The following is a 22,965-nucleotide window of genomic DNA, read 5'->3' as shown; positions in this document are numbered from 1 at the left end:
TGAGTTTGATTATTACGATTGGGCTGAATTTGAACAGTTCTTAGATCAATTACCTGATAAAGATGCTGCTAAATTAATTGCAACCATTCAAAATATTGAAAATAATGGCCTCTTAGTGGCGGAAAGACAATTATGGGTAAAAAAGCTAGAAAATAATCTCTATGAAATTCGTTCTAAACGATCTTCAAACATTCAAAGGGCTCTTTACTTTCAAGTCAAAGGTAGTCAATACATTATTACTAACGCTTTCACGAAAAAAACGCAAAAGACACCTGAAAATGAAAAGAAAATCGCTCGGAATAGACGCAGTCAGTATTTGAATAAGGAGGAAAATCAATGAGTAAACTTGATGCATACGTTGCTGAACGTAGTAAAAAAAATCCTGAATTTGCACAAATTGTTGAGCAAGAAAATATTAATTTAGAGGTAGCAGTGAAAGTTCGTGACCTTCGTGCAAATATGGGATTGAGCCAACGTGAATTTGCCAATTTGATTGGTAAACCACAATCAACGATTGCACGCATTGAAAATGGTTCGATGAATGCTTCAACAAAAATACTATCTGAGATCGCCCAAGCAACAAACCAACGTTTGACCATTCAATTCAGTCCAGCATTTTAAGATCTATTATAACATTAAACAAAAAAACAGCCCCCATTATCTACTAGTCAGATAATGGGGGCTGTTTTAATAGTCTTTTTGAGGGGTCATTATATAATAGTGCTGGTAAAGGATGCAGTGCCATTGCTAGCGCCGCTTATAGAAGTGGTGAAAAATTATTTGATAATCAAGAAGGCCGCCACTATTTGGTATTTGACCAAGAAAACCAGTTCAGCAACGGTATTGAGCATTGCTACTATTTTAGGAATGCTGCCAATGGTGATTCTTAGTCCGTTTGTTGGTCCTATGCTTGATCGGTGGAACAAAAAAGGCCTCCTAACTTTCCCGGACGTTTTTGCTGCCTGTTTCGCTATTATTCTTTCCGTATCCGGAACGGTCTTTCATGTATTTCCACTTTGGCTCATTTTTATTTCATTACTGATGCGGTCTTGTGCGCAAACCTTCCAGATGCCAACGATTCAATCGGTAATGCCCACAATGGTGCCAGACAAAGAAATTACCCGTATGAACGGCCAACTGGGAATGGTGCAATCCGCGAATATGATTATTGCCCCAGCACTGGGCGCGTTTTTATTTGCGTTTATCCCCATCGAGTACTTGATTCTGTTAGACGTACTTGGGGCCATCATTGGGATTTGTATTTTAACGTGGGTTAAAATTCCTAACAATGAAAAAATTGATCAGCCAATGCATGTGCTCCACAACACCCGCTTGGGGATCAAACAACTTACGAACAACAAGGGCTTGTGGTACATTACGTTGATCGGCGCCGTCTTCACACTAACCTACATGCCTGCTGCCAGCATGTATCCACTCATGACCATGAAATACTTTCAGGGAACCGTTAGTCAGGCTGGCTTAATTGAAGCCATTTATTCAACTGGCATGCTAATCGGCGGCACTATCATTGGCCTCTTTGGTAAGTGGCAGGACCGGATGAAGCCCGTAATCATCGCGTTTTTCCTGGTTGGCATTCCAACCGGTATTAGCGGCATTTTGCCAGGTAACCAAACCGGATTTTTATGGTTCGCAGCTTTAAACATCATTGAAGGAATTGCGACCCCGTTTTTTACAACGCTTTTAATGGCAATGATTCAACAAAGTTATCCAGCAGAAGAGTTAGGGCGGATTCTAGGCGTTTTGAATTCTTTGTCGAATCTAGCTGGACCAATTGGCTTAATTTTTGCCGGTCCCCTAGCTGATGTGATTGGTATTGAACGCCTATTTGTGATTGCAGGAATCGGTGCTGCCATTTGCGGGGTGGTCGCGGTGTTAATGCCAATTACCAGGCAATATGACATTAGGCTGCATCAAAAATTGGCGAAATTAACTGAGCAACCAGATAAGTAATTAACATGATGATCAAAAAGAGGAGAAAGACCAGACTACCAGCTGATCTTTCTCCTCTTTTTGTCATCACTTAATTACACGTTTTTAATCTTTTCACCAGTCAATCCCATCGCATTAATTGCCACGATAATTGTCGACATCGCCATGACCGCAGCACCAACGGCTGGGTCTAGAATGATTCCAATAAATGACAACACACCGGCAGCGAGTGGAATTGCGACAATATTGTAGCCTGCTCCCCACCAGAGATTTTGAACCATTTTCCGATTTGTGATTTTAGCCAAATCAAGAAAATGTAAAATATCGCTGGGTTCTGATTTAACCAACACAACATCAGCGGAATCAATGGCAACATCGGTTCCGGCGCCAATTGCAATTCCAATATCGGCCGCGGCAAGACTTGGTGCGTCATTTACGCCGTCACCAACCATGATGACGTGATTGCCCTTTGCTTGATAATCAGCAATAATCTTTTGCTTATCATCTGGTAATAGGCCTGCATGGAATTCAGTCAATCCTAGTAAGTTAGCAACGTGTTCCGCGGCTTTTGGATTATCGCCAGTGAGCATTACGGGGGTAATTCCTCGCCTCTGAAGACCACTAATTAATTCCTTAGCACCCGCTTTGATGGTGTCGCCTTCAGCAACCATTCCTTGAACTTGGGTGCCCTGCAATAGGAAGCTGACGGAATTACCCTTAGCAGCCCATTTATCAGCAGCGGCCTCGTCAAACCTGATCCCTTGCTTCGTTAAATAGTTACCATTAACAATCGTATAGTCAGTGCCATCAACATTACCGGAAATACCAACGCCCGGAATATTTTGAGACTTTTCAGCCGCAACGACTTCAATGTCCTTCGCTTGGGCTTCAGTAATGATTGCTTGGGCCAGCGGATGAGTCGAATTATTTTCAAGGGCGGCCAGTCGGCTTAATAACGTTGTTTCGTCAATCCCATCATTTGGAATCAATGCATTCACCGTAAATTTACCTTCTGTTAACGTGCCAGTTTTATCCAAGAGAACGTGGCTAACATGTTGACTTGCTTCAATGGCTTGGCGATTTCGAACTAATAGCCCATTTTGAGCGCCAATCGTAGTAGAACGAGAAACCACTAATGGAATCGCTAATCCTAATGCATGCGGGCAAGCAATCACGAAGACGGTCACCATGATCGTCATTGCAGTCGCCAATCCCTGGGGTAACCAGGCAAAGAAAGCAATAATCCCAACACCAAGTGCCGCGTAAAATAGATACTTGGCAACTAAATCAGCTTTATCTTCTGCTTTAGATTTAGCTTGCTGGGCATTTTGAACCATTTTCATTACTTGAGAAAGATAGCCGGAGTCACCAGTACCACTAATTTTAACCGTTAGCGTCCCGTTATTGTTGGTTGCACCACCAATGACCTTATCGCCAACGTTCTTGGTAACGGCAGCAGATTCACCGGTTACCAGTGCTTCATTCACGGTCGACTCCCCAGCCGTAATAACACCATCGGCTGGAATACTCTCACCTGAACGCACTTGGAAAGCTTGACCAACTTTTAAATCAGATACTGGCACTTCTTTTGTTTCACCATTATCTGTAACTAGATGGGCCGTCTTAGGCAACAGGGCCGCCATCTTTTGTAAGGCATTCCCAGCCCCCATCAATGCATTCATTTCAATCCAGTGTCCTAGAAGCATAATTAAAATCAGGGTTGCAAGTTCGAACGAAAAATCCATTACATGATTTGCCGGGTTCAAGAAGTTGTTGGCAATAAATGCGTACAAACTGTAGAAATACGAAACGGAAATTCCAAGGGTTACTAGCGTCATCATTTCAGGAGATTTATCCTGAATTTCCGCTTTAGCCCCCTTTAAAAATGGCATTCCGCCATAAAAGTAAAGTGCTGTATCAAACAAAACGATGATAATGCCAACAATTAGCGGTGAACTGAAACTAAGGATGGAAACGTTTAAACCCATGATTGGTGCTAACAGTAAAACTGGAATCGCTAAGACAACGGAGACCCAAAATTTAACTTTCAAATTCCCCATATGCATCATTGAGCCACCGTGCATCATCATGTCGGTCCCAGCCATATCCATATCACCGTGATTCATCCCACTCATATTCATAGTTTCGTGATTCATGTTCATTTGACCATGATCCATTTCGGCCATATCGTGGTCCATGTTCATTTGATTATGATCCGTTTCGGTCATATCGTGATCCATTTTCATGTCATCATGATCCATATGACTCATATTTGATTCATTATTTTCCATATTCTTAGCACTCATGTTTTTCATGTTCATATGCTCCTCTTTATTTGCCATGATTATCGACCCCCTAAAAATAAGTTTCCGCCATCAGAAATCCCAGATTCTGGATTTTTGTGCAGCAATCCTAAAAGTAAACAGAACACCACAGTCTTAACACGTTTGATCACCTGGCAAGCAGTTACACTGAACTTCCTCGGGCGCTGTTTTGGCCTTTTCAGCTAGAATCGCCTGTAAGTTCGCAATATCCGCCCGTGAGAGTTCCCTTGACTGAATAACGCCGGCAATTGTTGAACCAGCCCGCATCGCACACATATGGTCAAACAAATCATCTGCCGCTGCCGCCATTGATTCCTTCTCGCCAACAACCGGCTTATACGTGAATGGTCGACTGCCGCCATGCTGCGCAACCGCCTGTTTTTGAATCAACCTGTGAAGTAGCGTTTTGGTTGTTGAAGCTGACCAGCCTTCTAATTCGTTCATAGCATCGATTAGTTCACGACTAGTCGCATGTCCCATTGTCCAAATTGCTCTCATAACCATCCATTCAGAATCGGTGATGGTTACATTCTTTGCATCCTTCAATTGGCTTCCTCCATTAATTGAATTCTAAGTTTACGTTTGTAGTCTCTTAACACTTATTAGTTTACAACTGTAGTCACAATAATGCAACCTTTCTGCCAGAAAATACCATGACATTAAAAAAACGCCTAGATAATATTCCAGGCGTGGTTTGATACGATATGTTAAATTAATGATCTGGGAATTTTTGGTTTTCTTGTTAGTATGGTGAAATGCCTCTTAGAACCTGTCTAGTATCTGCTGAATCTGGTAGAATTAAAGACCAGTAGTCTGATGTTAAGCAAAAAAACACATTAGAAGCTGGTCTTTTATGGAATTAATTGTAACTGAAATCGTCAAAATTATAAAGTCTGAAACTAATATTATTAAGCGTGAAAAAGCTATAGCCTTTTTCTTTCTCAATTTGATCAGAGAATTGATGTCCTTAGCCTTGGAACGAGTAGATCAAGAGCTAAGTGAATCAATGAAGAATCAGGACTACCAAATTGAAAAGAAGAATCAACGTTCAATCAATATGGCTTTTGGCGAAGTGACTTATGTCAGAAGAAGGTACGTTAAAGCTGGGCAAAAAAGTCGCTATCCTTTAGATAAATTCATGGGCTTTGATAAGTACAAGCATTATAGCGTCTTGGCAGTAAGAAATATCCTGGAAGTAAGCAGCGTCGCTACTTATCACGTCAAAGGGCAAGGAAAATACTGGTCAGAAGATGGTGCCGAAGGAATTCTGTGTGTACTAACTTGTATCAAAAACAATGAGCTGGAATACTGGCTTAGCAGTGAGTTTGCAGGTGGACAGCTCGATATTGGTGATCAGGAAGAATTGAAAGGTGCAGTTCGTGCCAGCCTAAGAAAGACGCATGAAGCTCATCTAGGCATTCATCATGGAGCAATCGAAAGCTTAACAGCAGGTCATAGCTATTTGGATGATTTCGGCAGAAAATTAAGTCAAATAAATATTTAAGAAATTAAGGTCAGACTAATGGTTAATCTAGATACTGGTCTTTATTGATACGAGGCGAATATCGCCTTGTTTCGATGAATCAGACTCCCTATTTTTTATGAGACAAGAGGTATATTTCATGGAAACTATTTCTAAGAAACAATTAGTAGACCAAATTTCTGAAAAGGCTGATGCTACTAAGAGCGACATCAACAAGGTCTTAGACGCTTACATCGAAACTGTTAAGAGCAACGTTGCTGAAGGCAACAAGGTTCAAATGGTTGGTTTCGGTGCTTTTGAACTTCGTCACCGTGCTGCTCGTAAGGGTCGCAACCCACAAACTGGCAAAGAAATTGAAATCGCTGCAACTAACGTTCCAGCATTCAAGCCAGGTAAGACTTTCAAGGCTGAAGTTAACAAGTAATTTGTTTTACTTAAAGAAGTCACGAGAATAGCTCGTGGCTTTTTTATATTAATAGAAAATTAACCTCAGTAAGTCAAAGAAAGAGGCTAGACTCCATGTAGAATCTAGTCTCTTGTTTATTTTCCACTTAAATTAAGGGCAATCTGTGATATTAGAGCATCCATGAAGTACATCCCGAAGAATACAAATAAAGCAACTATCAACATCTTCCAAGAGATTTTACTTAAATCCTTCAATCGATAAGTGACGGAAATACCTGCAAAAGCTAATACCGAAGTAGTCAAAGATAAAAAGTCAACGGCATTAATTACTCTAACGCAATACGAACTGATTAAACAAAAAATTAACGATACAATTGAAACCCAACCTAGAATCGGAAAACCTTGAACAATCTTCCAAGGCATTCTTTTCATTAACATGCTAATGATAATCCCCAAAAGAGAAAACAACCATAATAGACCTAATCCAATGAAAGTATCCGTTGTAATAGGCGTACTTTTCGAATTTTTCAATAACTTTATCCATTGAACAAAAAGTACTAAACTAACGCTTAATGCTAAAATTAATGCATCGCGACCCAATTTAAAAAAGTTATTCTCTCTAATCATGTTCTGGATACTCCTCTTTTTTATTATCTAACAAATGCGTGATGTGAATATACATGAATTTCTGCAAGGGCACGGCCAAGAAATACATAATGTATGTGCCAATGAAGCTTGTTAACAATTGACTTGCGGCCGCAAAAGATAAAATAGTTTCACTATGGTCGGGCACAATCGCAGCCAAAGCCGTTGAAGCAGCTGTCATCATCGAGCTAGAACCAACGCCGGAACTCATCGCAACGGCCTTATAGCTAAAGCCCATTCCCAACAATAAAGGAGCTAAAATCGAAAATACAATTGAACCAAAGATAGTTCCAATCAAATAGATTCCTAATACTCCTCGTCCTTCTGGTGAATCAAGGGTATATTTTTCACTAATATAAGCTAACTCTCCTTCTCTGCCTAACCCCAATGTCGAACCAATTGCTTCTTGTCTTAATCCTAAAAACAACGCTACAGGCAAGCCGAAGAGAATTGTCCCTAAATTACCCAGTTCGTGCACTAAAAATACCCAGCCTACTGAGAGGATTTCATTAATATTAGGAGCTACGTTAGCACCATAGCGAGCCATTAGTGGCAACATAATTAAAATCATATATTTGCCTGCGAATTTAACTCGCTTGTCATTATATAAGCGTTTAATGGGATGCCAAGGAATTAAATAAATTAAAATAGCGAAAATTACGGCAAACACCAATGGCAAAATTGAAACTGTTATTTTACCTAATGAAAAAATCTGCATCCCAATCATTTCAGCTATTAGATCAATCAACAAAACCAGCAAAATTAATGGCCCATAGTTTTTAATGTGCTTCATTATTACTTCTCCATCCCCTCTAGCGCTTGCAAATACTCTTCTTTACTATGTCGATAAGACTTTACCTTCCCTAAATTATGCGAAATATTTAGTACACTATTAAACACAAACTCTGGGAAAATTTTTAGTACAAATTCAGGATCAATTAGTTTAAAGTCCGAACCATGAATAGTTCCTTCCCAGCCGCCATAACCGATTTGAATAGTGGGTATCAGAAAGCCTACGTCACCAATATCACCAGCTGCCATTATATAGCCACGATCATCAATTAGGTCTGGTATTCTATCATCCGCTTCAAACGTCTTTTTAACCAACGCATTCATATCACGATTTGAATGTAGCGGTAAATAGCCTACTTGCGTATTAATCTCAACTTGCCCGCCTAATGCTAGAGCACATCCTTTAGCCGCATTATCAAAATGCTGCATAATTGTTTGAGCATAATTCACATTAAAGAATCTTAGATCAGAACCCATTTTGACATGATCAGGGATTACGTTAATTGATTCAGTATTTTCACCAATCATTACAGGATTAAAGCGAATTCGATTAGGATCTTTAAGCTGCTGACGCTGCATAGCAAGTGCTGTTGTAAACAATGTGGCAATACTTTGAGCATTAACTCCAGCTTCTGGCGCAAAGGCCGCGTGACTTGCCTTCCCATAAAAATCAAAATACTTAAAATTAAAGCCTGCTAAATCACAATTAAGTTCTATAGTACGATTTTTAAATTGTTCTCCAATAGCGTGTACTGAAACGCAATAATCTATATCATCAAAAACTCCCTGTTTAATAGCTTCTTGTTTGCCACCATAATAAGTTAGCTTCCCCTCATCTTTTTGTTTCTGCCGCCAGTCCAGATCTACAAATTCTTCAGAAGGCGTAAAAATAAAAGCCAAATTAGTGCCAAAATCCTTTAATTTTGAGCTCTTAACTAACTCATTGATCATTGCTAGAGCAATTACTACTTGGGTATAGTGTCCACATGCATGAGTAGCACCCGTTTCAGGATCAGCATTAAAATGCTTAGGCTGATACAGTGCGTCCATTTCTGCAATAACGCCAATTGTCTTTTTTCGATGATTATCAAAAACAACCTTAAGCCCTGTTTTAAGATAATGTTCGGCTTTTAACTTTGGATCTATCCTTTTCAGCTCGTTCTCGATTATCTTGCTAGTCTGAAACTCCTTGAATCCTAATTCAGGACTATTAAATAATTTTTCCTCTAAGTCCCGTGCCTTAGGGAAATACCTACTAAAATACGACATTCATTCTCCTCCTATATAAACGAGTTGCTTATATTTTGATAAGTATAAGATTAAATCAATTGACTGATATATTCAAGAACAAATTTAAAATAATGTTCGTACTTTTATGAAAAATAAAAGCAATAGGCGCTGATGTCAAGATTATGGACAGGTTTTTTCGGCACCGAGAGTTGCCGGACTCCGAAAATTTTTCAAAACCCGGATTTCAGCTTAAAACGGCGTGATTTCTGGGTGTTTTTGTAGGTGGAACAGTATATGGAAAAGTATTATTAGATCAAACCATAGCCTTAGATTTACGGGCAAGACATGTCACTGATGAAACTATTGTCGATCATGTATCGCGTGAAGAACTAGAAGAAATAATCACTTTGTACAAATTATTGTTTAGTATTGATGACAAATAGAAGAAGTTATTTCTTTAATATTAAAACAAATAACCCCCAACATCTATATTATAGATATTAGGGGTTATTCTTTCAATGTTTCTGAGGGACTATTTGTCAATTATAGACCCTAAAAATTCGCCACACTCGTAAACAATTCTTGGGTGCGAATCAGCACCAAATAAAAATTATCTAGTATTTATTTGCTGAATTGCTGAATGTTAATATTATTTGCTTTAAATTTTAACAGATTATCGCTATATTAATTTCTAGAAAGAGGTGATGTGTCAATGTTAATTGGTGTGAAAATAAAAATGATTAGAGAGGCTTTTGATTTAACACAAGAGCAACTAGGGAAAGAATTACATCTAACACGCCAAACAATATCTAGCTGGGAAAATGGGAAAAGCTATCCTGGCATAACTGATATTCTAAGCATCAGCAACAAATACAATGTGTCATTAGATGAATTAATGAAGGAGGATATAGAATTGATTGAACATTTTGAAACAATTGATCATAGTTTAAATAAGCAAAAAATCTTGTACGCGATTGCTTATGTCGCGAATGCTTTATTTTTATTAGTTTCCATTTTCTCAAATTACATGCATGTTTTACCGATTTACAAGGTGACTGCGTTAATTATAGGCATGATTGCATTGTTTGTCTTATTTTCAACAGTACAACAACCAGTTAATTTATATACAAATAAATGGGCCTTACTTGCAATTGTCACTGCTTTTATGTATTTTTTGAGCATTGCTATTTTTAAGGGAGTAACTAGCACTAATATTGATGAGCAAGCTGGCATCTATATTAGTGCGGGACTGCGTGTTTTACTATTAACTAGTAGTGTCTATTTTATACCGCAACTGCCATTGAGAAAATAGAATGTTGTGCTAGCAATCTGCAATCCTGGGGGGAAAATAAAATATATTATTTGACAATCATTTTTAATTAGATATTGTTAAATCAAAAAATAAAGAGCTTAACTCTTTTAATAATCAGAGTTAAGCTCTTTATTCTGATAACACGCATTATGTTAATTCGTTAAATTAATAATACCCATATGGACTATATTGGTGTTCAGGTTTAGGTTGCGTCTTGCCATTCAATTGATCTAGAACCTTATGAGGGTCGGCTGGATGGTATACATGTCCAATTACCCCTAAAACGTCGCCAATCCAATGTCATCCGCTAATTTTGTTGCACTCTGAATGAGATAACTTTTTATAGTTACTTAAATAGCTTTTCATAACTTTAATCTCTCTTTCGCGTGTCTTTTAACTAAACAGATTAGTTGACTCTACGAATTTAAAAATTAATTTTTTCTATCAATTCTAATTTCTTATATCATAATGATTGAGAAAATTCTTTTTTGACATAATCCTACCGTTGGTAGAATCAAAAATATCGCCTACATTCCCCATTACAAACCCACCGCCATAATAACCTAATGCCGTATCGAGAAGCCCTAGTTTAACATCTCTTTTTGAAGAAGGGTTTATAGCTTTTACAAGGACTTTCAATTTATTGTCATACCAGACCATAGAATTATTATCAAAACAGTGTTGAACCCACTCAGGCAGTTCTTTATCTTTGCTAATTTCCCAAACGCGAACTTCTTTATCATGGTAAAATACAGTCAATAGAGTCCTCCTATCTTGCTACAGCGTCTTACTTAGTGTCATGACAAGGTTCTTGTATGCGCTTACATACTATCAGATTTAGTCCTATTATGCACCATTTTTCAAACATATTATCGTGTTTGATTATAAAATTGTATGCTACTATTTTATATTTATTTTGGGAGGCCTGGCATTGACAAAAAAGTTAAATTATATCGCACAAGTCGATGAACGTGATTGTGGTGTAGCTGCACTTGTCATGGTTTTAGCTCATTACAAAACACGTCTATCTTTAGCCAAGCTACGTGACTTAGCCAAAACAGACATGGAAGGCACTACTAAAAAATGACCAATATAGCCATAAAAGAGAAGATAGGGAACTTTGTAAATTATTTTTTAGAAAGTTTCCTATTTTTTATAATCATTACTGTAGTAGCACAAATCTTTGATTACAATACAGAGAGTCCTAACATTACAGAAAAAATTATATTTATTATTTTGGGAGTAATAGTTAAATTATCGGTAGTATTCGGATTGATTTTTTATTTAAAAAAAAATATTGGCAATTCTAAGCCTCATAATACCAGTGTGTTTTTAAATATAATAACTGTTTTAGTAACACTTTTAGCAATGGTTGTTATCTTATATGGACTAATTTTTATGCAGCCAAATGTACAAGAAACAGGAAGCAATGCAAAATTACTACAATCAACATTCAAAACAATAATTCATGATAAATTAGCATTGTTGTATTATATTGTGTCATTATGTATTTTTTCACCGATAATTGAGGAAATAGTATGTAGAGGAATTCTACTGAAAAAGGGATACTTCGTAGGTCAAATAGGTAGCATGATTTTATCAAGTATAATCTTTTCTATGATCCATAGTCCAAATAGTATATATATATTTCTTAATTATTTTTTAACCGGATTAGGGTTAATGATAATTCGAGTTAAAACTGACAATGTCAAATACAGCATACTCGGACATGTAATATGGAATAGCTGTATCATGATATACATTCTATGTAGTACATTTGGATCGAAAATGTAACATTTCGCTTCGGAAAATTTAATTAGTCATAAATGATCTATACCTTGCTCTAATAATTAAACGTCAATTATTTTTGCTCTTATACTAAAAAAATGGACTATTTTTGTAGTATAAGAGCACAAAAAAAGCCGTCAATTTACTGATAGCTTTTTTATTATCCTTTAGATTTTACAATTGCAATTAAAATTGCACCTGTTACGAACAGAACAATCCCAATTCCAACATAAACCAATTCTTTTTTGGTTTTCTTTTCACCAAGGAAGAGAATTCCTCCAATAATTGAAATGATAACACCTAATTGTGAGAATGAAAAGGCAATTGCGTTACCAGCAGCTCTTGCAGCCATAAGCATAAAGATATTACCTACACCAAACATTGCTCCATCAATCATATTTAGATAAACATATTTTTCCATTTTAATTTTGAAACGACCCATCACAAGTGCTCCAAAGATCATTCCAACTGACATTGGCAAGATAATTGTCAGTGTATCAAAATGAACATTGAACCAAAGTACTGCTAAGTTATTAAAAAGAATAACATAGAGAACATATCCCAAAGTTGAGTAAGTTAAAGCAGTCAATCCTTTAGTATAATTACGTCCTTCTTCAACAACTGCATTTTCTGGGTCACGTTTAGCTGAGAAATAGAACCCAACTACCAAAACAGCCATCGCAATAAATCCGATAATAAATTGAATTTGTTTTGTCCATTCGTGGAAAGCAAAAACCCCAAGCAATCCACCAATTACTAATTGACTTCCTGATGAAAGTGGACTCGCTACTGAAACACCCATGTATTTCATTGAATTAAACTGACCAACTTGTCCAATTGCCCAAAGCAATCCACCAATAAATCCAATTAAGAAAATTTGCCATGTCAACGTTGGCATGCGGAATAAGAAAACAATAAGTGCAAAAACAAAAGCGCCCAAAGTCATTCCAAGTGTTTGTTGATTAGCATCACCACCAAATTTATTAGCTACCAATCCGATAGCACCCCAAGCAAAAATTGGAACAAGCGCGAGAAGAATTCCTTGCATGTTTATATTTACCTCTTTAAAATAATTTTTTATTTAAAAAATTAAGCATATCACTCTTTTACTCTTTTTTCGATTAACACTAAAATTGGTGGCGTATGAATTTGGTTAAGAGGTGCATAAGAACCTGTCTAGTATCTTTTAAAAACTATCTTCAGGAAGGCGTACCAAACATTAACTGAAGGCCAAGCAGCCATTGGTTGGTATATCAATTTTTATAATCGCAATCGTATCTCAAATGTTGCCTAAGTAACTGAATAAAAATAGTCCAATTTATTGACTTCTGAGCAGCTGAAAATGCCTTGAAGGATGGGAATGCTTTCTCTAACCCTCGTAAGGGGACAAGGGAAGATATCACCAAGATTTTCCAAGCTGCCTACGACGCTGAATAATTTAACGTAATATGATGAAAAGCCGCCGAATTTCGACGGCTTTTTTAGTGTTTGTGCGTATACTTAAAGGTAGTCAGAGAGGAGTCTCATCATGGAAAAATACTTATCTTTTTTAGTTGTAACTATTTACCAAAATGCCACCACTTTTTAGGTTTAGGTTGTGACTCCGGGGTGCTATTTTCAGGTTCCGGTTGTTTGTCTGACGTCACTTCTTTTTCAACATCATCATGCGGTGCCATCGTTAAGGCTTTCAAGTCCTTAATTTCTGCCTTGTATTCTTCGAGCAGTTGTTTGTCCTGTAAGGCCAATCTTTGTTGCTGATCTAATAAATTTTGCATTTGTGATATTTGTGAATCTTTATTTTCTATTTGCTTATCTTTAACAGCTAATTGTTGTTCTAATATTTTAAATACATAGCTATTATCCGTTGTTTGCTTATTATCACTGGTAACATTAGCGTTACCACCGTTACCACCAACGTTGCTACCTACTTTTTCACTGCCGTTACTACTAGAAAAATGCTGTTTTAAAAGCCTATACCCACTAACCGTTACTACTAATGTTTCTACTCCGTTACTATATACAGTTTCTACGTAGTTTGATCTAAATTCATCGGTTAATCTTTTCCTAACTGCTTGCTTAGACACCTTAAATTCATCAGCAAGTTCTCGAATTGTTTTTAAATTTTCACTCATGATCTATATCCTGCCTTTTAACGATTGGTAGATACTGTTCAATCGATTTTTTAAGATACTTAGCAATATTCTTTTTTGAATAATCATCTTGTTTATCTTTAATATATGATAAGTGATCTTTGACACCTTTTAGTCCACGTAACTCTTTTAATTCGTCATAAAGTGGATAAACATTTTTCTGCAATCCTGCCAAAATAGACGTATCCGTCAAATCAAGGTAGGACAATAAAAACTGTTCCATAAGTAGTTTTGTGTAAGGACTTTTGATAGCCATGACTGTCAGCATGTCTTCTGTCTCTTCTTGACGTATCTTACCGTCAAGATAAGCTGAATCATCCTGCTTATAACTGACATCGTCTGCTACCCTTTTTTTAGTGATGTGAAAGACAATGCTATCGATGCTGCGTCCTTTTTTAATTTTTTCATATGTTACGTTAAGAGTTGTATGATTTGTAATCTCGGCCAGCGGTTCCTTCAGTACCCATTTTTCAAAATTATAAAATCGTTTATATTCATCAACTGTATCAGTCATTTGACGTAAATCTCGCATACCCATGGTGGGATTACGGTAACTTTCAACTTGTTCCTCTCTTCGTCCACCTTTAACGCTATAATGATCATATTGGTTGTAATTCATGGACAACCAACGATACAAAATAATCGCATACTTACTATTCAATTCTGCAATATCTGACAAGGCATGTTGTGTAAAATTATTTTTAAGATTAATTAAGTAAGGCATGATTTCACGATGAAATTCAATTTTTACTTCATCGTTATAATCCGTCCATTCAACATAAGGGATTGGTACAATGCTAACAAATTTAAAGCCTTTATCTTGTCCTTTTTTAATTTGAAAAAAGGCTTGCTTCTGCATTTTTTCAATCGCTTCTTTAAAACGACTATGTTTGTTGCTATCATTGACCTTAAAAAAAGAAAATAACTCTCGTTTTGATAAATAAACCGTATGATCTTGGGGTGGATTTTCTGTATCAATCAGAGACACGGCTAATTCGAACATTTTGAGGGGCGTTTTATCCATTTTGGCAATGGACGTGATTAAACTATTATGTTCAACGACTTTTCGTTTTGATAATTCATTCAAGGTCTGCACCTGCCTTGTGTTTGTTTCTGGTATAATAGACATATAAATACGCTCCTTTGTGCGTGTTGTGAGTAAGCATAAAGAAAAACTTTTAGTCGGGGATTTCTTTATGCTTTTATTATAGCAAATAAGACTAGTCTTTTACATTTAATCTAGTCTTATACATAGTATTTTCTAGTCTTATACATAGTATTTTCTAGTCTTATACATAGTATTTTCTAGTCTTATTATTTTATTAACCCTTGATAAAACTGACTTTCTAACCACGCAAAAGAACAAAAGATTAAAATATAAAAGATAAACTTATAATATGCTGCGCCTTTTTATGACCACATTAAAAAACTAAACAAAAAGAACACCATATAAATTTTGTACGTGGTGTTCTTTTTGCTTTGAATCATTTCAAATGCCGGCTACCTAGTTATCTGACATAGATTGCCACTTATTAATCCAATAGCGACGTTTTAACCCGTTCAATGATTATTTCTACGTCACATGGCTAAAAACGCTTAGAACGACAAAGAAGGCGGTTTAACTTTAGAGGCTTGGTCCTTTAAAAAAATCACGCGTTAATTCGATAATTCGATTGATTAACGCTTTAACTTGTTCAATACCGCGATCTAATCTAGTTGGCGATATTTTCGTATCTGGATCTGCTCTAGCTGTCGTCAAGGTTTTTAACCAGGACTGGGCTACTTTTTTATTTTTTGTGAGTTCTTCATGATCCAGCTTATAAAGAACATACCGGGCCTCCACATCAGTATGCGATAGTTGGTCGACACCACAATCATTTTTAAGCATGTCTCGCATGGCATAATCCAGCTGTTGCTGGTCTCGCTGCCGCTTCTGAAGCGCTTGATGCGTTGCTTTCAGGTTTTGATAATCAGATTGGATGTCAGCTAATTGCGCTTTGACTTGTCCTAACGTTTGCTTGAGTTCTTCTGTCTCATGCTGGCTTTGTAAGGTGGCTTTCTTCATCGTGGCTAACACGTTTTTAAAGCGATCTAAGTCATCTGGTTTAAGCACCGTCTTACCAAAGAGGTTTTTAGATAAGGCTTGTTTAAAATCATCAATTTGTTTTTCGGCTAAGTCCACTTCCGTTAAGGCTTGATCCGTGAGTTTAAGTACGGCCTGTTTAGCACGAATATTTTCTTCAATGTCAGCTAGTTCGGTTTTTAGGGCGTTAAACTGATCATTGCATTTTTTTATTTCAGCGACATTCTCAAACGGTAAGGTTTTGTGGTTTAAAATGCCTTGTTCATAAAAGGGCAGCACCTTTTTTAAATCCTGATCTAGATCCTCATGAAAGCTTTGCAAATCATGGCGCGTGAGCACTTCTTTAGCGGATACTTTATAACGTGATTTTTTATCATCAAAAACAACGGGGACAAAGGCATAGTGCAAGTGAGGGGTTGTCTCGTCATAATGCACGACAGCGGCCACGGCATTTTCTTGACCATAACGTTCATTAAGAAAATTGGTGGTTGCTTCAAAAAAGGCGCTCTGTTGCTCGTAGGGGGCTTCTGTGAGTTCTTCAGGTAAAGTGACTATCCACGTCGCTAACGCCTTCACATCGTCTCTTTTCATGCAATAGACGTCATTTAAACGCGCATTGAAACGTGAAAGCATATCAGAAGCATCCGCCATGAGATCTTGATTCAGATAGGTTTTCGACACATCAATTTCTTTGTTAGTGTGATGGTCGGTTTTACGTTCAAAGTGGACCGCTAAACCAGGTACTGCGCCACGCGTATTTTTCTTTAAATGCGCCATCAAAAATGCCTCCTCAAAAAAGGTTTTCCAAGACCAGTATAACACCGTTAAAAATCTGGTATAGCCTGTTATACCAAAATTCTATTTTGGACAGGCTCTGCGAGGCACGTCATCGACAAGCGCTGACAGTAGCGTTTCCCCTTCCTACTGGCGAAACTGCTATTTTACAGTGCCACTTATCCGGCTTGTAAAACCTCTGGCGGGTCACGCCGTCACAGGGCAATTTATTATTGCATGATCACCTTCAGCGGGAGCATGTCATGCAGAACGCTACCCGCGCGGGGCAAGCTGGTGTCAGCTTAAACACATTAAAATAATCTGTAAACGTAAGTGTATAATAACAAAAAAATTGTAGTGGACTATCACAATTAATAGGTGTTATACAATAAAAGCAAACAAAAAGGCGCCCTTAAGGTGCCCACATTATTTTAACGATCATTAAGATCATCAAAATAACGTTTAATTGCGAACGTCACAACAGCAACACATATCGCGTTGAGCAATTGTGTTAGTTCGTGGAAGAAATATATCATGGAGTTTCACCTCCTTGCCGTTGCGTATAGTAGGAAACAACAGCTTTTTAAGTATATCACGTTTGGAAATAATACTAATACAATGCTATAATATAAACAGGAAGAAATACATGGAGATTAACCTCTCTAGTAAAAAGGGCTAGTGCGTAGGAACACCAGCTCTTTTTGTTTGTCTTTTTTGAAGCAAGTTTCCTTTCAGGGCAAGACAGTGTATAATTATAAACAATAACTGCCATGAAACAGCTCTGCTGTTTCAAAGGCTTGGGCCAGTACGCTGGTCAAGCCTGGTGGCCCACTTTAAAATACAGTGACGCTGATAGTATGATGGCTAGCCTGTTATTTTTGACAATTAAAGACGATTCAAAAAATTAACCAAGCCCCCAAATTACTAATAGGGGGGGTAAAATTGCAAATAAACCGACAGGTAACCCCTCCTCAACGCTTGGGGGAGTAGGCTTAAGTCGACATTTCTATTATGGGGCAAAAAGGTAATAAACGCCCCTTTGATGAGATTTATCTAATAAAATCAAGAAAGGAGCTGTTATGACGTACAATGCAATTAAGGGTCGCTTTACGCGCGTAGCCCCTGATAAAACGATTTTGTATGGCGACAAGTCTTATACTTTTGCCTTAACACCAGAACAAAGTGAACAGATTGACCAGGCTGTTTATGCGGTTGTCCTGGCCAAAAATTATAAAACGACCTCGTTTTCAATTGACGAGAAGTTAACCTTGTCTGACGAAGAAGTCGCCCAACACAAATTGGTGGTCCGTTTACGCCTCCGCAAAAAGCACAAACAGCCGTCTCATAAACCGCTCACGGACTAAAATTTCACAAATGACAAAAGGCTAGTTGTGGGGATTGTGAGAGATAGACCAATTTATTTGAGCCAAATTCACAAGACGTGATCACAGAAAAAGCGCCAAACCCTATTTATTTCAGGTTTGGCGCTTTTTACTTTGGTTAACATGCACTATGCTAATTTATTTAGTGCAGCAGTTATTTTTTTGGCCTCTTTCATTGAAAAAAACCAGATTAAACAGTAAATTAACACAAAAATACCAGTATAAAAAATTAACCAACTAAATGTATCTGGAAACCACCCAGCACATACCGCTAGTATGGTATAGCCACAATAAGTGACTATAAAGTGATAAATTGTTTGTTGCGTAATGCTCAACTTTTCTAGTAAAAATATATATTGCGATAAGAAAAATACGACACCCATTAATCCCCAAATAATTATAGACACTATAAATGCATCAAGTGGTGTTTCAAAATTTTTAACAAATGAAGGACTAGACGGTAATAAATATTTAGTTTTATATAGATAGCTAAAAAAAGTTGAAACTACTAAACCTATTGTTATACCAATTGAAATACTACTAGCTAATCCTCTAATAAATTTTTTCATTTTAAATACTCCTTTTTTATTTTGTACATACATCTTCTTGAAGCATAAGTAACCACATCATTTTTTAAAATAACTTGATATAATCCCGTTGATGTCAATTCAAATTTATCAATGAACTTACGATTAACAATCTCTGACTGCGATATTTGAAAAAAAGTATCATGTGGCAATAAATCTACCATTTCATATATTCGTTCTTTTAACTTATATTTACAGCTATTAATTTCACAAAATACATTATGATTTTCAGTATAAATACGTTCAATATCAGAAATTTTAACTGACAAATAATCACTCCCTTGCTTAACATTAATTTTTTCTTCTCCAAGCATACGACGAATTTTATTAACTAAATCATCAAAATAAGAAGATTTTTTTGGTGTGCAAATAATAATTTTAGGCTTTTGAGTGTTTTTATCCACTTGTAATATAACTTCCATAATTCGTCTCCAAAAATTCAAATATATACTCTATATTGATTGTAACTTTTATTTTAAAACTATTTTTCAATACACATCTATTTGGTAAATATAATCATATATTTGGAAATACTGGTTCTGGTGCAAAAAATTCAGTTTAACTTATTTTGGGTATAATTAGCCTAAAAGGTGAGGTAGGTATGATGAAAAATTATTTTAAAGGTCGGCATTTCCAACAAGACATTATTTTGGTAGCCGTTGGTTACTACTTCAGATTTAATTTGAGTTATCGTGATGTCGTTGAGATTTTACGTGATCGTGGAATTACTGTTCATCATACAACGATTATGCGCTGGGTTCATCACTACGGACCAATCTTTCAGGTGTTGTGGCGTCGGCATAAACAATGGACGTGTACGTATTTATAGCCTAAGTGAGTCTGGTCGTGAGCAAACTATACGCATCCTACATCCTGGTGATTTTATGGGGGAAGTTGCTATTTTACAGACTGAAAGTTATCATTCGAATTATGCTGAAGCAATATCGGAAACAAGTATTTGTAGGATTCATAAAAAGAATTTAGATCAATATTTAGATCGCTATCCAGAAATCATGCGACGAATATTATCGGATATTACAAAACGGCTACAGTTATCAGAAAAACAGACTGTGCAAGTCAGTACTGAACCTGTTGAAGCTCGAATTATTGATTTTCTATCAGAAAATGTTGAAGATGAAAAAAACCATACTTATGTGACTTTACCCATGTCAAAAAAAGATTTGGCTACTTACCTGGGGACAACTCCAGAAACAATAAGCCGTAAGTTCTCATCATTGGAAGAGAGAGGTCTAATTAAACGGCATACCCAAAAATGTGTTGAGATATTTGATTTAGATGCATTATTATTTGTATCAAGTTAAGTCGATTTATACTTAAAAATAAGGATATCGTTTTAAATGATGAACATGGCGGTACACAGTTCATCGTCACTAACCTAAGTCTTCCACAAAAAGACATCGTCCGTGTTTACCGCAAGCGCGCATGTGGATCTCAGTAATTGCATCAAACTTGATGCGGTTGATGAAGAGTATTGCGTTGGACAATCAACACCTTTCGAGACCGTTTGTTAAAAATCGGGGGACGTGTCACTAAGCACGCCCACAAGGTGATCTTGACATTAGATAGCCGCATCCAAGAACAATTCGATGGTCTGTTCTGGCGAGCTTGGGAACGACTAAATGCTTTGTGGCAATAAAACAACGAAGTAGATTTTCAAAAAAATAGCAAAATCTGGCTGGTTTTAGTGTGCCCATTTTTCTCAAAAAACGCTCAATCGAAAAAACACCCTGAAACTGTGCCAAGATACTGGTAGTTTCAAGGTGATTTATCGTATTTTACTGATTTAGCTGTGGTTAAAAATTTAGTGCATGAATAATCCGGGTTAGTAAGAGTGAAGGTACAGAATTATCCATGAAAATTAACGCAGGATGATGATAGTGTCATTCAGTCATTATTGGGGTGGTAGCTTAGTTTTGTAAATGTTTTTTGTGAATAAAATTTCAAAACGAGCGTCTAATTAGTTTGACTACCACTAATTAAGTGCTTGTTTTGCTTAAATTGATATAAAATAATTTGTAAAAATTTTAACAAATCAGGAGCGTTGTGCTAGACTATAGTTGTTTCGAATAATACTATTGGAGGAATTAGTAATGACAAAGAAAGTTGCAATGGTTACTGGTGGGGCACAAGGTATTGGTGAAGCAATTGTTCGTCGCCTAAGTGCAGATGGATTTGCAGTTGCAGTTGCTGATTTGAATGAAGCTAAAAGTAAAGAAGTCGCAACTGATATTGAAAAGAATGGCGGTACTGCAATTGCAGTTAAGCTAGATGTTTCTGATCGCGAAGGATTCTTTGCAGCTGTTAAAGAAGTGGCTGAAAAATTAGGTGGCTTTGATGTCTTAGTTAACAATGCTGGCCTTGGTCCTACGACACCAATTGATACAATTACTCCTGAATTATTTGATAAGGTTTATCATATCAATGTTGCTGGTGATATTTGGGGTATTCAAGCAGCCGTTGAACAATTTAAGAAGAATGGTAACGGTGGGAAGATTATCAATGCAACGTCACAAGCGGGTGTCGTTGGTAATCCAAACCTTTCTTTGTATAGTAGTACAAAGTTCGCTGTACGTGGTTTAACACAAGTTGCTGCCCGTGATTTAGCCGAGCAAAACATCACAGTTAATGCATATGCACCTGGTATTGTTAAGACACCAATGATGTTTGATATTGCCCATGAAGTTGGTAAGAATGCTGGTAAGGATGATGAGTGGGGTATGCAGACCTTCGCAAAGGATATTGCATTAAAGCGTCTATCAGAACCAGAAGATGTTGCTGCGGCAGTAGCCTTTCTAGCTGGACCAGATTCAAATTATATTACTGGACAGACTATCGAAGTCGATGGTGGTATGCAATTCCATTAATTAACTAAAAATAATTAACTTTTACCCGGATTATTTATCAAGACAGACAAAAACCCGCTGAAACAGCAAGTTAATACCGTTTCAGCGGGTTTTGCGCTTTCACCCGTTAGGTGAAAACCATAGGAGCTCTTTGTTATGATATTTTGTTAGTGAAAAACAAACCAAATACTCAAAAATTGGAGCGTCTAAAATTATGACTCAAAAAGTATTACCTAGCAACCCTTTAGTTGCAGTTTCAGACAATGGGGCACCAATTACCTCGGATGGTGGCAACGTGTAATGATGTTGTCTAATTGTGCCTTAGTAATCCTAGTCATTAAAAATACCTCCATAGTGGCGTCAAAATGAACAAATACGTGCTAATTTAGGGAGATTAGTTGGCGTTATTACCCAAAATCAATTTGATCTAACATTGTTTCGCGACTTGCTTGATCTAACCCCAGATAAGTAAGCGTCATAGCCTCACTCGAATGATTCAATAAGTGCATGACTAAACCAATATTGTAGTTTGACTGTGTATAGACGCGGTAAGCGCCTGTTTTACGCATCGTATGTGTGCCTAGATAGTTGATACCTAATAGATCACCAACGCGTGCCATCACCTTATAAAACTGCTTATCTGTTATATGTCGATCTGGATGGGACGTTGAGGGAAATAACCAATCCGAAGTGATATTCTGTTGGACTAGCCAATCATGATATTGCAACAAGTCTTGTTGCACGGGCTTTAAATATAACGTGTTCGCTTTACCTGTCTTTTTATCATGAATAAAGGCCGTGTTTTTAACAGACCCATCGGGATTATAGACATCCGATTTCTTTAACGTCATCACATCACTCACCCGCAGTAGAGTGGCTTTGCCAACTTGAAAGATAGTGTAGTTGCGGCGACCCGCCCGAAAACTATCTAATAAGGTGTCTTGCACCATTTTTAAGACGTTGGAGTCTTTGATGGGGAGGACAATTTGTTGCACCATTGGCTACTCCTTTAAAGTTAATAATTTGATTGATGATAGCGCATCTGCTATCATGTTGTTATGGAAAAATTTGAGTTTGATTATTACGATTGGGCTGAATTTGAACAGTTCTTAGATCAATTACCTGATAAAGATGCTGCTAAATTAATTGCAACCATTCAAAATATTGAAAATAATGGCCTCTTAGTGGCGGAAAGA

At 37.0% G+C, this 22,965-nt stretch carries 23 protein-coding genes and 5 pseudogenes; 15 read left to right on the top strand and 13 right to left on the bottom strand.

Annotated features, from left to right (window positions below; genetic code table 11):
* From BMG01_RS08050 to BMG01_RS08040, 3 genes are all read left to right on the top strand, one after another.
* Nucleotides 1–340 (top strand): type II toxin-antitoxin system RelE/ParE family toxin (locus tag BMG01_RS08050; RefSeq protein WP_084013466.1); only part of this gene is annotated, 340 nt, incomplete at its 5' end.
* Nucleotides 337–621, top strand: a complete 285-nt coding sequence (locus tag BMG01_RS08045; RefSeq protein WP_004903734.1) for a helix-turn-helix domain-containing protein — start codon at nucleotides 337–339, stop codon at nucleotides 619–621. The genes BMG01_RS08050 and BMG01_RS08045, both read left to right, overlap by 4 nt.
* A gap of 159 nt (nucleotides 622–780) precedes the next feature.
* Nucleotides 781–1,971 carry an MFS transporter gene (locus BMG01_RS08040; protein ID WP_369802601.1) on the top strand — a complete coding sequence of 397 codons (1,191 nt, stop codon included), beginning with the start codon at nucleotides 781–783 and terminating at the stop codon, nucleotides 1,969–1,971.
* 74 nt (nucleotides 1,972–2,045) lie between these two features.
* On the opposite strand, the gene BMG01_RS08035 is transcribed toward BMG01_RS08040, so the two are convergent.
* Together BMG01_RS08035 and BMG01_RS08030 are read right to left on the bottom strand one after the other, a co-directional pair.
* On the bottom strand, nucleotides 2,046–4,292 hold the full coding sequence (locus tag BMG01_RS08035) for a heavy metal translocating P-type ATPase (RefSeq protein WP_036068679.1): 2,247 nt from the start codon (nucleotides 4,290–4,292) through the stop codon (nucleotides 2,046–2,048).
* A 96-nt stretch (nucleotides 4,293–4,388) separates the two neighbouring features.
* Nucleotides 4,389–4,820 (bottom strand): CopY/TcrY family copper transport repressor, encoded by a 432-nt coding sequence (locus tag BMG01_RS08030; RefSeq protein ID WP_002816262.1) that lies wholly within the window; start codon nucleotides 4,818–4,820, stop codon nucleotides 4,389–4,391.
* Nucleotides 4,821–5,127: 307 nt separating this feature from the next.
* Between BMG01_RS08030 and BMG01_RS08025 the strand changes: the two genes are divergently transcribed.
* Together BMG01_RS08025 and BMG01_RS08020 are read left to right on the top strand one after the other, a co-directional pair.
* Complete coding sequence (locus tag BMG01_RS08025) at nucleotides 5,128–5,778, top strand: UPF0236 family transposase-like protein (RefSeq protein WP_004912662.1); 651 nt, start codon at nucleotides 5,128–5,130, stop codon at nucleotides 5,776–5,778.
* 118 nt (nucleotides 5,779–5,896) lie between these two features.
* On the top strand, nucleotides 5,897–6,181 hold the full coding sequence (locus BMG01_RS08020; protein WP_004912664.1) for an HU family DNA-binding protein: 285 nt from the start codon (nucleotides 5,897–5,899) through the stop codon (nucleotides 6,179–6,181).
* A 116-nt stretch (nucleotides 6,182–6,297) separates the two neighbouring features.
* Here BMG01_RS08020 and BMG01_RS08015 read toward each other — a convergent pair whose 3' ends face one another.
* The 3 genes from BMG01_RS08015 to BMG01_RS08005 are packed head-to-tail and all read right to left on the bottom strand — an operon-like array spanning nucleotide 6,298 to nucleotide 8,868.
* On the bottom strand, nucleotides 6,298–6,789 hold the full coding sequence (locus BMG01_RS08015) for a hypothetical protein (protein WP_004912666.1): 492 nt from the start codon (nucleotides 6,787–6,789) through the stop codon (nucleotides 6,298–6,300).
* On the bottom strand, nucleotides 6,782–7,600 hold the full coding sequence (locus tag BMG01_RS08010) for a DUF3100 domain-containing protein (protein WP_004912670.1): 819 nt from the start codon (nucleotides 7,598–7,600) through the stop codon (nucleotides 6,782–6,784). The genes BMG01_RS08015 and BMG01_RS08010 overlap by 8 nt, the downstream gene beginning before the upstream one ends.
* A gap of 2 nt (nucleotides 7,601–7,602) precedes the next feature.
* Entirely contained in the window at nucleotides 7,603–8,868 is a 1,266-nt protein-coding gene (locus BMG01_RS08005) for an amidohydrolase (RefSeq protein WP_004912672.1), read from the bottom strand.
* A gap of 248 nt (nucleotides 8,869–9,116) precedes the next feature.
* Here BMG01_RS08005 and BMG01_RS11660 point away from each other — a divergent pair.
* Together BMG01_RS11660 and BMG01_RS08000 are read left to right on the top strand one after the other, a co-directional pair.
* A pseudogene (locus BMG01_RS11660) lies at nucleotides 9,117–9,272 on the top strand (type II toxin-antitoxin system PemK/MazF family toxin); the annotation flags it as partial.
* Between the two features lie 269 nt (nucleotides 9,273–9,541).
* On the top strand, nucleotides 9,542–10,141 hold the full coding sequence (locus tag BMG01_RS08000) for a helix-turn-helix transcriptional regulator (RefSeq protein ID WP_004912675.1): 600 nt from the start codon (nucleotides 9,542–9,544) through the stop codon (nucleotides 10,139–10,141).
* Nucleotides 10,142–10,591: 450 nt separating this feature from the next.
* On the opposite strand, the gene BMG01_RS07990 is transcribed toward BMG01_RS08000, so the two are convergent.
* Nucleotides 10,592–10,900, bottom strand: a complete 309-nt coding sequence (locus BMG01_RS07990) for a hypothetical protein (protein ID WP_036066761.1) — start codon at nucleotides 10,898–10,900, stop codon at nucleotides 10,592–10,594.
* Between the two features lie 172 nt (nucleotides 10,901–11,072).
* On the opposite strand from BMG01_RS07990, the pseudogene BMG01_RS07985 reads away from it, so the two are divergent.
* Together BMG01_RS07985 and BMG01_RS11655 are read left to right on the top strand one after the other, a co-directional pair.
* Nucleotides 11,073–11,219: pseudogene (locus tag BMG01_RS07985) on the top strand (cysteine peptidase family C39 domain-containing protein); the annotation flags it as partial.
* Nucleotides 11,220–11,224: 5 nt separating this feature from the next.
* Complete coding sequence (locus tag BMG01_RS11655) at nucleotides 11,225–11,935, top strand: CPBP family intramembrane glutamic endopeptidase (protein ID WP_036068877.1); 711 nt, start codon at nucleotides 11,225–11,227, stop codon at nucleotides 11,933–11,935.
* 154 nt (nucleotides 11,936–12,089) lie between these two features.
* Here the strand turns inward: BMG01_RS11655 and BMG01_RS07975 are convergent, their stop codons facing one another.
* On the bottom strand, nucleotides 12,090–12,977 hold the full coding sequence (locus tag BMG01_RS07975; RefSeq protein WP_084013465.1) for a GRP family sugar transporter: 888 nt from the start codon (nucleotides 12,975–12,977) through the stop codon (nucleotides 12,090–12,092).
* Nucleotides 12,978–13,124: 147 nt separating this feature from the next.
* Between BMG01_RS07975 and BMG01_RS11650 the strand changes: the two genes are divergently transcribed.
* Nucleotides 13,125–13,223, top strand: coding sequence for an IS3 family transposase (locus BMG01_RS11650; protein ID WP_143471194.1), 99 nt, complete (start codon nucleotides 13,125–13,127; stop codon nucleotides 13,221–13,223).
* Nucleotides 13,224–13,488: 265 nt separating this feature from the next.
* On the opposite strand, the gene BMG01_RS07970 is transcribed toward BMG01_RS11650, so the two are convergent.
* From BMG01_RS07970 to mobV, 3 genes are all read right to left on the bottom strand, one after another.
* The gene (locus BMG01_RS07970; RefSeq protein WP_004912610.1) at nucleotides 13,489–14,061 is read right to left on the bottom strand and encodes a hypothetical protein; all 573 of its coding nucleotides are present in this window, start codon (nucleotides 14,059–14,061) and stop codon (nucleotides 13,489–13,491) included.
* Complete coding sequence (locus BMG01_RS07965) at nucleotides 14,054–15,208, bottom strand: RepB family plasmid replication initiator protein (RefSeq protein WP_004912612.1); 1,155 nt, start codon at nucleotides 15,206–15,208, stop codon at nucleotides 14,054–14,056. Before BMG01_RS07965 ends, BMG01_RS07970 begins: the two co-directional genes overlap by 8 nt.
* Nucleotides 15,209–15,703: 495 nt before the next feature.
* A complete protein-coding gene (gene mobV, locus BMG01_RS07960) occupies nucleotides 15,704–16,939 on the bottom strand; it encodes a MobV family relaxase (protein ID WP_004912615.1) in 1,236 nt (411 codons plus the stop codon).
* A gap of 1,076 nt (nucleotides 16,940–18,015) precedes the next feature.
* Between mobV and BMG01_RS07950 the strand changes: the two genes are divergently transcribed.
* Nucleotides 18,016–18,300, top strand: a complete 285-nt coding sequence (locus BMG01_RS07950) for a hypothetical protein (RefSeq protein WP_004903679.1) — start codon at nucleotides 18,016–18,018, stop codon at nucleotides 18,298–18,300.
* A 146-nt stretch (nucleotides 18,301–18,446) separates the two neighbouring features.
* On the opposite strand, the gene BMG01_RS07945 is transcribed toward BMG01_RS07950, so the two are convergent.
* The gene (locus BMG01_RS07945) at nucleotides 18,447–18,887 is read right to left on the bottom strand and encodes a DUF3021 domain-containing protein (RefSeq protein ID WP_036066754.1); all 441 of its coding nucleotides are present in this window, start codon (nucleotides 18,885–18,887) and stop codon (nucleotides 18,447–18,449) included.
* Nucleotides 18,884–19,327 (bottom strand): LytTR family DNA-binding domain-containing protein, encoded by a 444-nt coding sequence (locus BMG01_RS07940; protein ID WP_004912623.1) that lies wholly within the window; start codon nucleotides 19,325–19,327, stop codon nucleotides 18,884–18,886. Before BMG01_RS07940 ends, BMG01_RS07945 begins: the two co-directional genes overlap by 4 nt.
* A gap of 179 nt (nucleotides 19,328–19,506) precedes the next feature.
* Between BMG01_RS07940 and BMG01_RS07935 the strand changes: the two are divergent.
* From BMG01_RS07935 to BMG01_RS07925, 3 genes and pseudogenes are all read left to right on the top strand, one after another.
* Nucleotides 19,507–19,704 (top strand): annotated as a pseudogene (locus BMG01_RS07935) (IS6 family transposase); the annotation flags it as partial.
* Between the two features lies 1 nt (nucleotide 19,705).
* Nucleotides 19,706–20,227: pseudogene (locus BMG01_RS07930) on the top strand (Crp/Fnr family transcriptional regulator); the annotation flags it as partial.
* Between the two features lie 789 nt (nucleotides 20,228–21,016).
* Nucleotides 21,017–21,790: a (S)-acetoin forming diacetyl reductase gene (locus tag BMG01_RS07925; RefSeq protein ID WP_004912639.1), complete on the top strand. Its 774-nt coding sequence runs from the start codon at nucleotides 21,017–21,019 to the stop codon at nucleotides 21,788–21,790.
* Nucleotides 21,791–22,176: 386 nt separating this feature from the next.
* Here the strand turns inward: BMG01_RS07925 and BMG01_RS07920 are convergent, their stop codons facing one another.
* Nucleotides 22,177–22,767, bottom strand: coding sequence for a site-specific integrase (locus BMG01_RS07920; RefSeq protein WP_004912641.1), 591 nt, complete (start codon nucleotides 22,765–22,767; stop codon nucleotides 22,177–22,179).
* A 60-nt stretch (nucleotides 22,768–22,827) separates the two neighbouring features.
* On the opposite strand from BMG01_RS07920, the pseudogene BMG01_RS11645 reads away from it, so the two are divergent.
* Nucleotides 22,828–22,965: pseudogene (locus tag BMG01_RS11645) on the top strand (type II toxin-antitoxin system RelE/ParE family toxin); the annotation flags it as partial.

The sequence above is a fragment of the Leuconostoc sp. BM2 genome (genome assembly GCF_002095565.1).
Lineage (GTDB): Bacteria > Bacillota > Bacilli > Lactobacillales > Lactobacillaceae > Leuconostoc > Leuconostoc falkenbergense.
Note: the sequence above shows the minus strand (reverse complement) of the source record. Positions and strands in the feature narration are given on the sequence as shown.